Source organism: Intrasporangium flavum, from assembly GCF_001956915.1.
GTDB classification, from domain to species: Bacteria; Actinomycetota; Actinomycetes; order Actinomycetales; family Dermatophilaceae; genus Monashia; species Monashia flava.
Genome location: NZ_MLJO01000021.1, coordinates 1 through 12,135 on the forward strand (window position 1 = coordinate 1; position 12,135 = coordinate 12,135).

Here is a 12,135-nt window from a genome sequence, read left to right on the forward strand (position 1 = left end):
GCGGCCGAGGGTGCCCCGTCGGAGCCGATGCTCGGCGACCCCGTCGCGTCGGCGACGATCCCGTGCGACGGCGCCGAGACCGTGGTGGACCTCCCGCCCGTCCCGCCGGGGACCTCGGAGATCGCGCCGAACCCGCGGACCACGGGGGTCGCGGCCGCCTGGGTGCTGCTGACGGTCGCCTCGTGACGCCGAGGGCCGGATCGTCTCGCCGCGCGCCGTCGCCTTACCGCTGGTAACTTCCCGACCACACGGCACCCTCACCCCTCGGGGAGGCTTCGATGGCGAAGCGCTGGAACCGGTCCATCCGTCGGCCCTTGGTCGCGCTCGCGGCCGCGGCCGCCGTCGTCGCGGCAGCGGGCCTCGCGCCCGCCGCCGCCTCCGGCGCCTGGTACGAGCCGGTCGACCCACAGAGCCCCGACTCCCAGGTCGACGTCACCGGCCCACCCCTGAGCGGCACTCAGCCCGACGGCACCGTGCGCGGCTACGTGGACGCCCACACCCACCTCATGTCCGACGTCGGCTTCGGCGGCGACATCGTGTGCGGGGCGACCTTCAGCACGGCCGGGATCGGCGAGGCGCTGGAGGACTGCGACAACCACTACCCGAACGGCCAGGCCGCCCTCATCGAGAACCTCACGAACAAGGAGGGCGGCAACCCGCTCGCCACGCACGACCCCGTCGGCTGGCCCACCTTCCACGACTGGCCGAAGTGGAGCAGCCTGACCCACCAGCAGATGTACTACCGGTGGGTCGAGCGGGCCTGGCGCGGCGGCGAGCGGATCATGGTCGCCGACGCCGTCAACAACAACGTGCTGTGCAGCCTGCCCACCCAGGTCAACCGCTACTCCTGCGACGACATGGACACGGTGCGGCGGCAGATCGCCGAGACCAAGAAGCTCGAGGCCTTCGTCGACGCCCGGTACGGCGGCACCGGCAAGGGCTGGTTCCGCATCGCCTACTCGGCCGAGGAGGCCCGCCGGTACGTCGCGCAGGGCAAGCTCGCCGTGATCCTCGGGGTCGAGGTGAGCAACCCGTTCGGATGCAAGCTCACCCTCGGCGTCCCGGGGTGCACCAGGGCGCAGATCGACGCCGGCCTCACCGAGCTGCACGACCTCGGTGTCCGCTCGATGTTCCTGTGCCACAAGTTCGACAACGCCCTGTGCGGCGTCCGCTTCGACGAGGGCACCCAAGGCGTCATCGTCAACCTCGGCAACTTCCTCAACACCGGGCAGTGGTGGCAGACCGAGCCGTGCCGCACCGAGCTGCACGACCACACGATCGCCACCGCCGTCATCCCGAAGGACCTCGCGCCGTTCCTGCCCGGCGGGCTCGTGGCGCCCGTCTACCCGCCCGGACCGCACTGCAACCCGCGCGGCCTCTCGTCCCTCGGCGAGTACGCCCTCGACGGGATGATGAAGCGCGGCATGGTCGTCGAGGTCGACCACATGAGCGTCAAGGCCGCGGCCCGCACCCTCGACCTGCTCGAGGCGGCGCACTACCCCGGCGTCGTGTCGTCGCACTCGTGGATGGACACCCACCTGACCGAGCGCATCTACCGGCTCGGCGGGTTCGTCGCCCAGTACGGCCACGACGCCGGCGAGTTCGTCGACACGATGAAGGCCGACGAGGCGCTCCGCGCGAAGTACGGCGTCGGCTACGGCTACGGCATGGACATGAACGGCTTCGGCGGCACGCCGGCACCGCGTGCGGGCTCGACGGTGACCTACCCCTTCACGACGCTCGGCGGCGCCACCGCCGACCGGCAGGTGACCGGTGAGCGCACCTGGGACTACAACCGCGACGGCGTGCCGATGTACGGCCTCATCCCCGACTGGGTCGAGGACCTGCGTCTCATCGGCGGCCAGCAGGTCGTCGACGAGCTGGCCCGCGGCGCCGAGTCGTACCTGCGCACGGCGGCCGGAGCCCAGTCGTGGACGCCGCCGGCCGACCTCGCCGCCGGGCGCCCCGCGACGGCGAGCAGCTACCAGTGGGACCTGCTCACCGACTACCGCGCACCGCGGGCCGTCGACGGGCGCGGCGACACCCGGTGGGCCAGCCGCTGGAGCGATGACCAGTGGTGGCAGGTCGACCTCGGCTCGGCGCGTCAGGTGGGACGCGTCGTCCTCGACTGGGAGTCGGCGTACGCCCGCGCCTACCGCGTCGACGTGTCGACCGACGGCACGACGTGGCGCACCGTCGCGAGCCGCTCCGGCGCCGACGGCGGCCTCGACGTGCTCGCGTTCACGCCGACGACGGCGCGGTACGTCCGCGTCGTCGGCATCCAGCGGGCGACCTCCTACGGGTACTCGCTGTGGCAGGTCGGAGTCCAGGCGACCTGAGCCGACGCCCGCCGCCCTCAGACGTCCAGCAGGTCGACGTCCCAGCGCTCGTCGGTGCTCAGGTCGGGCGTTGTCCACGTCGCGTCCGGACGCCATCGCGTCCACGCGTCGTCGAACGGCCAGTCGCCCGCGAGGAACGACGCGCGGCCGTGCTCGGCATTGAGCCGGATCGCGGCAGCCTGCTCGGCGGTGAGGCGGCCGGCCCGCTCGGCCTCCACGAGCTCGTCGGCGTCCTTGACGTGGACGGTGCCGTCGGCCTCGATCCACAGGTCGAGCACGTGGTCGCCGGTGAACGTGTCGTGCCCCGCGCGACGGTGCACCGTCTCGAGGTTGACGTACCAGCCGGCGAACTCCCAGGCGTCGTGGGCGGCCGGGTTGGCGGGTTCGTGTCCCTCCGGGACGTCCCAGAACAGCCACACCGACCACGGGCTGCCGGCCGGTGCCACGCGCAGGATGCCGGCGCCCCGCCACCGGGAGCGCGCCTGCACCCGGTGGGGCTCGCGCACGTACCTGTCGCCGAGCGGCACGTCCCGCAGGTCCGATCCGTCGGCGTACCGCTTCGTCAGCTGCGGGGTGCCGGGCGCGAGCCAGGCCACGAGGCCGCGCTCGTCGTCGCGCACGACGCGCATCGGCGACACCGTCTCGGGCCGGCCCGGCGCCCAGGCGTAGTCGCGGTAGCGCCACATGACGACCTCGCCGGGGGCCAGGAAGGGCGGCGTCCCGAGCAGACGTGCGTCGTCGGGGACGCTCACGGCGTACGGCGCCGGGACGGGCGCCTCGGTGGGCGGTGGGGCGTCGGGCATCGGCAGGACCTCGGGCACCCGGCCACCCTACGGAAGGACCGACCGGCCGCCGGGACCCACGCCCCCGCGACGCGCCCTCAGCCGACGTCGTGCGTCATGCTGTCGATGACCGCCGTCACGGCCAGGATCAGCACGACGTTCCTGCCGTCCACCACCTCGACGCCGTAGGTGTCCGCGACCCGGAACCACTTCTTCGACACCTCGGCGACCTCGTCGCCGCCCTGGCTGATGCGGTACTCGTGGTCGACGATGTTGCCCTGGACGTCCATGTCCTCGCCGTCCGCGACGTCGACGCTGAACCGCTCGCGCAGCGGGCTGATCATGGCCTTCTTGACCGTCGCGACGGTCCGCCCGGACGGGTCCTCGATGGTCATGGTGTCGCGCACCCGCAGCTTGCGCTCCTGCAGCTTGAGCAGCTCGTTGCCCGCCGCGTCCTCGAAGATGAGGGTGTCGCGGATCCGCATGGCCTTGCCGTTGACCTTGAACGCGCGTCTGCCCTGCTCGTCCTCGATCCAGGAGTCGTCGCCGATCGCGACGAGCTTCTGGCGCATCCGGTAGGTGGTCCTGCCGACTCCTCGCCGCTCGTCGCGACGTTCCTCGCGGCGCTCTCGCCGCCGGTCTCCCAGTGCCATGGCTGCCTCCTCGGCGCCGACTCTTCCTCGGACGCCCCTCAGGACACCGGGCGGCGGGCCGGGTGTCACCCCTCGATCCGAGTGAGGTGCAGCCGTGACACCGTGACGTGCCGCACTCAGGAGGTGGGCGTCAGCCTCACGACGGGGATGACGCGGCCGGCCTTCTCCTCGTAGGCGGCGAAGAACGGCGCCCTGGCCACGACCACGTCCTCCCAGGCGGCGTCGCGGTCGGCGCCGTGCAGCACGTCGACCGTCACGTCGTGGTGCACCCGGCCGATCTGGACCGACGCGTGGGTGGCGGCGCGCAGGTTGCGGACCCACTGCGGCTCCTCCGGCCGCCCACCCGCCGAGGCGGCCACGTAGTAGGAGCCCTCGCGTTCGAAGTAGCCGACCGGCGTCGTGTGCTGCGCCCCCGTCCGGCGACCGGCGACGGTCAGCAGCAGCACCGGCACGCCACGGACGCGCCCCCCGACCCTGCCGCCGGTGCGGCGGTAGAACCAGACCGACGCGGTGTTGCCCGCCTTCCACAGACGCTGGCCGATCGATGCCATGGGTCCCTCGCTCGCTCGACGGTGGGCGTCCGGGCCGACCCGGACCCCTCTCGACCCGAGTCAAGCACCCCGACCTCGGAAGCACCTTCGAAAGGAGGACGACGTGCCGGGGCTCAGCCCTTCGGGCGCTCGTCGACGATGCGGCGGGCCTTGCCGACCGACCGCTCGATCGAACCGGGCGCGCGCACCTGCACCCGGCACGTCACCCCGACGTGCGTCTTGACCGCGTGCTCGAGGCGGCGCGCGACCTCGCCGGACGCGTCGTCGGACAGTCGCTCGAGCGGCTCGACGAGGACCGTCAGCTCGACCATCCGGCCCGGCTGGGTCAGGACGCACTGGAAGTACGGCGAGAGCCCGGGCTCGGCGAGCACGTGCTCCTCGATCTGCGTCGGGAAGACGTTGACGCCGCGGATGATCATCATGTCGTCGGTGCGCCCGGTGACCTTCTGCATGCGTCGCATCGAGGGCACGGCCGTGCCGGGCAGCAGGCGCGTCAGGTCGCGGGTGCGGTAGCGCAGCACCGGCATCGCCTCCTTGGTCAGCGACGTGAAGACGAGCTCGCCGAGCTCGCCGTCGGGCAGCACCTCCTCGGTGACCGGGTCGATGACCTCGGGGTAGAAGTGGTCCTCCCAGACGTGCAGCCCGTCCTTGGTCGTCGCGGCCTCCTGCGCGACGCCCGGGCCCATGACCTCCGACAGGCCGTAGATGTCGACGGCGTCCATGCCGGTGCGGCGCTCGATCTCCTGGCGCATCGACTCGGTCCACGGCTCGGCACCGAAGATGCCGACCTCCAGGCTCGTCGCGGCGGGGTCGAGGCCGGCGCGCTCCATCTCGTCGAGCAGGGACAGGAAGTAGGAGGGGGTGACCATGATGACGCGCGGGCCGAAGTCCTGGATCAGCTGGACCTGCCGCTCGGTCATGCCGCCGCTCACCGGCACGACGGTGGCCCCGAGGCGCTCGACGCCGTAGTGCGCGCCGAGGCCGCCGGTGAACAGGCCGTAGCCGTAGGCGACGTGCACGACGTCGCCCGGGTGGCCGCCGGCGAGCCGGATCGAGCGCGCCACGAGGTCGGCCCACGTGTCGATGTCGCGACGCGTGTAGCCGACGACGGTGGGGCGGCCCGTCGTGCCCGAGCTGGCGTGGACGCGGACGACCTGCTCGCGCGGCACGGCGAACATCCCGAACGGGTAGTTGGCGCGCAGGTCGGACTTGGCCGTGAAGGGCAGGTGCCGCAGGTCGTCGAGACCGCGGACGTCGTCGGGGTGGATCCCCTTGTCCTCGAACGCCTTCCGGTAGTGCGCGACGTTCTCGTACGCGTGCCGCACCGACGCCTGGAGCCGTTCGAGCTGGACGGCGCGCAGCTCGTCGACCGACAGGGTCGGGATCTCGTGGTCCGGCAGGGCAGGGCGGCGCTCGGCTGACTCCGTCGTCATGCCGCCCATTCTCACCCACCCTCCGAAACCACGAACACACCGAGTAGCTGCCAGCTCCGCATGGAATAACCGTGTCGGGTTGGCAACTGCTCGGTGTGTTGCGGTGTCGAGCGGGGTGACGCGTCGGGTGGGGTGACGCGTCAGGCGTCAGGCGTCGGGCGACGTGACGGACGGGGTGTCCGACGCGGCGGCGTCGCTCGCGGTGCTGGTGGGAGCGCCCATCCGGGCCTCCTCCATCTCCTGCTCCTCCTGGCGCATCCGGCGCAGGAAGGACTTCGTGCGCTCGTGCTGCGGGTTGTTGATGACGTCGGCCGGCTTGCCCTCCTCGACGACGATCCCGCCGTCCATGAAGACGACGTGGTCGGCGACGTCGCGGGCGAAGCCCATCTCGTGCGTCACGACGATCATCGTCATGCCGCCCTCGGCGAGCTCGCGCATGACGCGCAGCACCTCGCCGACGAGCTCGGGGTCGAGGGCCGAGGTGGGCTCGTCGAAGAGCATGAGCTTCGGCTCCATGGCCAGGGCCCGGGCGATGGCGACCCTCTGCTGCTGGCCGCCGGACAGCGCGCCCGGGTAGGCGTTGGGCTTGTCGCCGAGCCCGACCTGGGCGAGCAGCGCGAGCGCGCGCTCACGAGCCTGCTTGCGGCCGACGCCCTTGACCTGCGTCGGCGCCTCCATGATGTTCTCGATCGCCGTCTTGTGCGGGAACAGGTTGAAGCGCTGGAACACCATCCCGATCTCGCGGCGCTGGGCCGCGACCTGCTTGTCGGTCAGGTGGTGCAGGTGCCCGCCCTGCTCGCGGTAGCCGACGAGGTCGCCGTCGACCCAGATGCGGCCGCCGTCGATCGACTCGAGCTGGTTGATGCACCGCAGGAAGGTCGTCTTGCCCGACCCCGACGGCCCGAGCAGCACGACGACCTCGCCCCGGTGGACGTTGAGGTCGATGCCCTTGAGCACCTCGTTGCCGTGGAAGCTCTTCATGACGTTGAGGGCCCGGACGAGCGGCTGCTCCTCACCCGTGCGCGACCTGCTGGACACCTCGGTCATCAGGCACCTCCCATGCCGGCGGGACGGGCGCCGCGCTGCTGCTGCGCCTTGCGGGCCTGGCCACGGGTCTGCCCGAAGCCGCGGCCGAAGTACCGCTCGAGGTAGTACTGGCCGACCATGAGGACGGAGCAGACGATGAGGTACCAGGCCGTCGCCGCCACGTAGGAGGCCATGATCTCGAGCGTGCGGGTGCCGATGATCCGGGTCTGGTAGAAGAGCTCGGTGATGACCGGGATGGCCGTCAACAGCGAGGTGTCCTTGACCATCGCGATCGTCTCGTTGCCCGTGGGCGGCACGATGACCCGCATCGCCTGGGGCAGCACGATCCGGCGCATCGTCTGGCCGTTGTTCATGCCGAGCGCCGCAGCCGCCTCACCCTGGCCCTTGTCGACCGAGATGATGCCGGCGCGGGCGATCTCGGCCATGTAGGCGGCCTCGGACAGGCCGAGGCCGACGATGCCCGCGAGCAGCGTGCTCGAGAAGGCGTTGAGGTCGAGGCTGAAGAACGTGAACGAGCTCGAGAGGCCGAGCAGCGATGCGAGCTGCTGGCCGAACGGCACACCGAGGTCGAGCGTGTTGTAGAGGTAGGGCACGCCGACGCCGATCATGCTGAGCAGCACGTAGCGGGGGATGGCCCGGAAGAACCACGTGTAGACGAACGACACGGCCCGCAGCACCGGGTTGCTCGACAGGCGCATCACCGCGAGCAGGATGCCGCCGAGCACGCCGATGACCATGGCCCCGACGGTGCCGACGATGGTGCCCTTGATGAGCCCCTCGAGCACCGGGTTCTGGTTCATGATCTTGAGGGCGAACGGGAAGTTCCACCGCTCGTTGGTCACGAAGGAGCTGATCATCATCGCCACGAGCACGGCGATGACGACGACGGCGACCCACCGCCAGGGATGCCGGACCGGCCGGGCCTGGATCAGGCCCGGCCGTTCGGATGAGGGGTCGCGAGCGACGGTCGTGGTGTCGGTGCTGGCGCTCATCGGCCGCGGCTCACGGGTTGAGCGCGAAGTCGGTGATCCCGCCCGACTCGACACCCCACTGCTTCAGCGCCGCGTCGTAGCTGCCGTCGGTCTTGGCGGCCTTGAGCGCGTCGACGAGGGCCTGGGCGAAGTCGGTCTCGGCCTTGGGCACGACGTAGCCGTAGGGCGCCGAGTCGTAGACCTTGCCGATCTCGGCGAGCTTGTCGCCGGTCTGCTTGATGGCGTAGAGGCCGATCGGGGAGTCGGCGAGCATGGCGTCGACCTTGCCGGAGACGACGTCGGCGGTGACCTCGTCCTGGCCGTCGTGCGGCAGGATGTTGATCGCGGGCTTGCCGGCTCCCGTGCACGCCTTGCTGCGGGCCGTGATGTCGTCGAACTGCGTCGTGCCGTTCTGCACGCCGATGTTCTTGCCGCAGGCGTCGTCGGGGTTGATGCCCTTCGGGTTGCCCTTCTGCCCGACCCACAGCGTGCCGGCCGTGTAGTAGCTGACCATGTTGACCTTGGCCTTGCGGTCGGGGTTGATCGAGAACGACGAGACACCGACGTCGTACTTGCCGCTGTCGACGCCGAGGATGATGGCGTCGAACTTCGAGGGCTGGTAGTCGACGGTCACGCCGAACTTCGCCGCGACGGCGTTGAAGAGGGCCGGGTCCCACCCGTCGACGGTCTTGCCGTCGGCCGCGAGCATCTCGTTGGGGGCGTAGGTGGGGTCGATGCCGACGACGATCTTGCCGGCCGACTTGATCTTGGCGGGCAGCTTCGCGACGAGGGCCGGGTCAGCCTTGCCGGTCGTCGGGGCCGCGGCCGGAGCGGACGACTGGCCGCCGCCCGGTGAGAGCGAGTCGGAGCCGCATGCGGAGAGCGTGAGACCGAGGGCGATTCCGCCGGTGACGGCGATGAGGGACATGCGGCGCATGCTGGTGGGGTCCTTCCGGGCGATGCAGCGGTCGAGCCGGCGCGACGACGCACTGGCTGGGTCTGGCCGATACTGCCACCTATCGCTGGACGTCGACACCGGATACACCGAACCGTTAGGTGGCCAGCGTCACGCCCATCAGGGGTGGCACGGCACGAGTCGCCGCAGGTCGGGCGCGGGCGGGGCCCGGCGGGTCAGCGCTCGCGGGGCAGCACCGCGTCGCGGAGCCGCTGGTCGCGGGCGATGCGGGTCAGGTCGCGCCGGTAGCGCTCGGCGGCGACGGCGCGCAGGACGATCTCGGGGTGGTGGCCGGGCGGCGGCGGGGGCGCGACGGAGACGAGGACGCGCCCGAGCAGCTGGCGTCCGTGCGCGTCGCGGGCCTCGGGCGCGAACGAGGTTGCGCGGGGGAGGAACTGGCGCAGCGCGGTGGCGAGACCGGGGTCGAGGGCGGCGATGTCGGCGTGGGCGGCCCAGGCCTCGAGCTCGGCCGGCATGCTCGGGGGCGGCGGCAGCTGCAGGCGGCTTCGCTCGGACACGACGTACGTGCCGGCCGCCTGGTCGCCGAGCCGCTTGACGCGCGAGCTGGACAGGGCGGCGATGGCCGCGGCGACGCCGGTGGTCAGGTAGATCTCGGGCCAGCCGACGAGGGCGCGGGTGATGGTGTGCCGCGAGGACACCGGCCCGCCGTCGTCACGGACGACGCGCAGCCCCATGGCGAGCTTGCCGAGGGTCCGGCCCCGGGTCAGCGCCTCGGTGGTGGCGGGCACCCCGACGAGGACGCCGACGATGACGACGATCATCGCGGTGCGGGCCACGGCCTCGGACGTGCCCTGGGTGAGGGCGATCGCGGCGACAATGAGCCCCCAGCAGGCCAGGCCGTTGACGACGAGGTCGATGAGCCCCGACACCATGCGCGAGCCGATGTTGGCGACCGGCAGCTCGAGGGCCACGCCCTCGCCGGTCACCGACTCCTGGGCCGCGTACCCCCGGTAGGGCGCGGGCGCACTGCGCGCGTTGGCCGTCACGGGAGGCAGGGTAACCCGCGGGACGCCCCGTCCGAGGCCGGACGCGGACGGCTGTGGACCGACACGGCCCGCCGCCCCTCGCCCGCGGTTAGGGTGACGCCGTGAACGTCGACGCGCTCGTCACCGCGCACCACGAGCAGTGGGCGCGCCTCGACGCGCTGAGCAAGCAGCGTCGCCTCTCGGGCGCCGAGGCCGACGAGCTGCTCGACCTCTACGAGCGGGTCTCGACGCACCTGTCGCAGGTGCGCTCGACCGCCCCCGACCCGGCGCTCGTGCGCCACCTGTCGATGCTGCTGACGCGGGCGCGGCTCTCGCTCGCCGGGCGTCACGCGTCGACCTGGTCGGGCGTCCTCACCTTCTTCCGCAGCACCTTCCCCGCCGGTCTCTACGACCTCCGGCGCTGGTGGGTGTCGACGCTCGTGGCCAGCGTCGTCCTCGCCGCGCTCGTCACGGCGTGGACCCTCGCCCATCCCGAGCTCTACACCTCGCAGCTGTCGGCCGAGCAGATCCGCGCGTACGTCGACACCGACTTCGCCGGGTACTACAGCGAGTTCGCCCACCACGAGTTCGCGACGCAGGTGTGGGTCAACAACGCGTGGGTCGCGGCCCAGTGCATCGCCTTCGGAGCGCTCGGCCTGCCGGTGCTCTACGTGCTGTGGCAGAACGTCGTCAACCTCGGCGTCGTCGCGGCGCTCATGGTCAGCCACGACCGCGCGTCGCTCTTCTTCGGCCTGATCCTGCCGCACGGGCTGCTCGAGCTGACCGCGGTCTTCGTCGCGGGCGGCGCGGGGCTGCGCCTCTTCTGGTCGTGGGTCGACCCGGGGCCGCTGTCGCGCTCGGCGTCCTTCGCACGGACCGGTCGCCAGGTCGTCGGCATCGCGCTCGGGCTCGTCGTCGTACTCCTCGTCAGCGGCCTCATCGAGGGCTTCGTCACGCCCTCGGGGCTGCCCACCGCCGCGCGGATCGCCATCGGCCTCGTCGCCTGGGGCGCCTTCCTCGTCTACGTCTTCGTCGTCGGGCGGCGGGCCCACCGTGCCGGCGCGACCGGCGACGTCGCGGGCCACGTGGCCGGCGACGCCGCGCCCGTGGTCGGCTGAGGTCAGAGCAGGCCCTCGCTCTTGAGCCGGAGGTAGTGGTCGGCCAGGCGGGGCGGGAGCGCGTCGGCGTCAGCGTCGATGACGTCGACCCCCATCCGCCCCAGGGCCTCGGCGACACGGCGGCGCTGGGCCGCCGTGCGCTCGGCGGCCGCGGCCCCGTAGGCCTCCTGCGCCGAGCCCCGGGCGAGCCGCAGGGCGGTCACGGCGGGGTCCGAGACGCTCGCGACGACGACCCGGTGGCGCGAGACGAGCGTGGGCAGCACCGGGAAGAGGCCCTCCTCGACCGCCGCGGGCTCGAGGGGCGTCAGGAGCACGACGAGCGCGCGGTGGTGCCCGCGGCCGATGAGGCCCGACACGAGCGCGGTCCAGTCGGCCTCGACGAGCGAGGCGTCGACCGGCGCCAGCGCCGACACGACGTCGGCGAGCAGCGTGCCCCGGTCGGCAGACCCGCCGACGCGCACCCGCACCACCTGGTCGCCGGCGACGACGTCGACGCGGTCGTGGGCCCGGCTCGCGAGGGCCGTCAGCAGCAGCGCGGCGTCCATGGCGGCGTCGAGGCGTGGCACGTCTCCGACGCGGCCGGCGCTCGTGCGCGAGGTGTCGACGACGATGACGACGTGCCGGTGCTGCTCGGGCTGCCACGTGCGCACGACGACCGAGCGCCGTCGCGCCGTGGCCCGCCAGTCGATCGAGCGGACGTCGTCGCCCTCGACGTAGTCGCGCAGCGAGTCGAACTCGGTGCCCTGGCCCCGGCGGCGCACGGCCGAGCGGCCGTCGATCTCGCGCAGGCGCGAGAGCCGGCTCGGCAGGTGGCGCCGCGACGGGAACGGGTGCAGCACGCGGACGGCGCCGGGTACCGCGGTCGAGTGCTGCCGGCCGGCGAGGCCGAGCGGCCCCAGGGAGCGCACGGTGACGCGGTCGGCGACCCGGTCTCCCCGACGCGTCGGGCGCAGGGGCGTGCGGACGCGGACGCGCTCGCCGCCGGGGACACGCAGCGGGTGCCGGTCGGGCGCCGCACCCGCGGAGGGCGGCCAGGCGTCGCGCAGCAGGCCGCGCACGGTGCGGCGCCCGGGGTTGGTGACGAGCAGGTCGGTGGCCACGGACTCGCCGAGGCGCACCTGCGCCGGGCCGGTGCGCTCGAGGCCGAGGCGACGAGGCGACGGTGCCAGCGCGGCGTCGACCGCCACGAGCACGGCGACGGCGAGGACCCACAGCGCCACGGTGCCGGTCGTCGGCCACCACACGAGCAGGACCGCACCGGCGAGCAGCGCCCACGCGGCACGCGTCGTCACGACCATCG

At 72.5% G+C, this 12,135-nt stretch carries 12 protein-coding genes; 3 read left to right on the forward strand and 9 right to left on the reverse strand.

The genetic code is table 11. From position 1 onward, the window contains the following. Together BIV28_RS15160 and BIV28_RS15165 are read left to right on the forward strand one after the other, a co-directional pair. The coding region (locus tag BIV28_RS15160) for a hypothetical protein (protein ID WP_207556017.1) at positions 1-186 on the forward strand (186 nt) is incomplete at its 5' end. A 92-nt stretch (positions 187-278) separates the two neighbouring features. Continuing rightward, entirely contained in the window at positions 279-2,339 is a 2,061-nt protein-coding gene (locus tag BIV28_RS15165) for a galactose-binding domain-containing protein (RefSeq protein ID WP_076263223.1), read from the forward strand. Between the two features lie 17 nt (positions 2,340-2,356). Here BIV28_RS15165 and BIV28_RS15170 read toward each other — a convergent pair whose 3' ends face one another. The 8 genes from BIV28_RS15170 to BIV28_RS15205 all read right to left on the reverse strand — a co-directional run bounded on the left by BIV28_RS15170 (position 2,357) and on the right by BIV28_RS15205 (position 9,738). Continuing rightward, complete coding sequence (locus BIV28_RS15170; RefSeq protein ID WP_083707386.1) at positions 2,357-3,160, reverse strand: ribonuclease FAU-1 family protein; 804 nt, start codon at positions 3,158-3,160, stop codon at positions 2,357-2,359. 59 nt (positions 3,161-3,219) lie between these two features. Beyond that, positions 3,220-3,774: an LURP-one-related/scramblase family protein gene (locus BIV28_RS15175; protein WP_076263225.1), complete on the reverse strand. Its 555-nt coding sequence runs from the start codon at positions 3,772-3,774 to the stop codon at positions 3,220-3,222. Between the two features lie 116 nt (positions 3,775-3,890). Next, on the reverse strand, positions 3,891-4,325 hold the full coding sequence (locus tag BIV28_RS15180; protein WP_076263226.1) for a nitroreductase/quinone reductase family protein: 435 nt from the start codon (positions 4,323-4,325) through the stop codon (positions 3,891-3,893). A 113-nt stretch (positions 4,326-4,438) separates the two neighbouring features. Further along, a complete protein-coding gene (paaK, locus tag BIV28_RS15185) occupies positions 4,439-5,758 on the reverse strand; it encodes a phenylacetate--CoA ligase PaaK (protein ID WP_076263356.1) in 1,320 nt (439 codons plus the stop codon). A gap of 147 nt (positions 5,759-5,905) precedes the next feature. Next, on the reverse strand, positions 5,906-6,805 hold the full coding sequence (locus BIV28_RS15190) for an amino acid ABC transporter ATP-binding protein (protein WP_076263228.1): 900 nt from the start codon (positions 6,803-6,805) through the stop codon (positions 5,906-5,908). Further along, positions 6,805-7,797: an amino acid ABC transporter permease gene (locus tag BIV28_RS15195; RefSeq protein ID WP_076263230.1), complete on the reverse strand. Its 993-nt coding sequence runs from the start codon at positions 7,795-7,797 to the stop codon at positions 6,805-6,807. Before BIV28_RS15195 ends, BIV28_RS15190 begins: the two co-directional genes overlap by 1 nt. 10 nt (positions 7,798-7,807) lie before the next feature. Continuing rightward, positions 7,808-8,713: an ABC transporter substrate-binding protein gene (locus BIV28_RS15200; protein ID WP_076263232.1), complete on the reverse strand. Its 906-nt coding sequence runs from the start codon at positions 8,711-8,713 to the stop codon at positions 7,808-7,810. Between the two features lie 194 nt (positions 8,714-8,907). Next, the gene (locus BIV28_RS15205; RefSeq protein WP_242653073.1) at positions 8,908-9,738 is read right to left on the reverse strand and encodes an RDD family protein; all 831 of its coding nucleotides are present in this window, start codon (positions 9,736-9,738) and stop codon (positions 8,908-8,910) included. Positions 9,739-9,839: 101 nt separating this feature from the next. Between BIV28_RS15205 and BIV28_RS15210 the strand changes: the two genes are divergently transcribed. Next, a complete protein-coding gene (locus BIV28_RS15210) occupies positions 9,840-10,835 on the forward strand; it encodes a stage II sporulation protein M (protein WP_076263235.1) in 996 nt (331 codons plus the stop codon). A 2-nt stretch (positions 10,836-10,837) separates the two neighbouring features. Here BIV28_RS15210 and BIV28_RS15215 read toward each other — a convergent pair whose 3' ends face one another. Beyond that, on the reverse strand, positions 10,838-12,133 hold the full coding sequence (locus BIV28_RS15215) for a DUF58 domain-containing protein (RefSeq protein WP_076263237.1): 1,296 nt from the start codon (positions 12,131-12,133) through the stop codon (positions 10,838-10,840). Between the last annotated feature and the right edge of the window lie 2 nt (positions 12,134-12,135).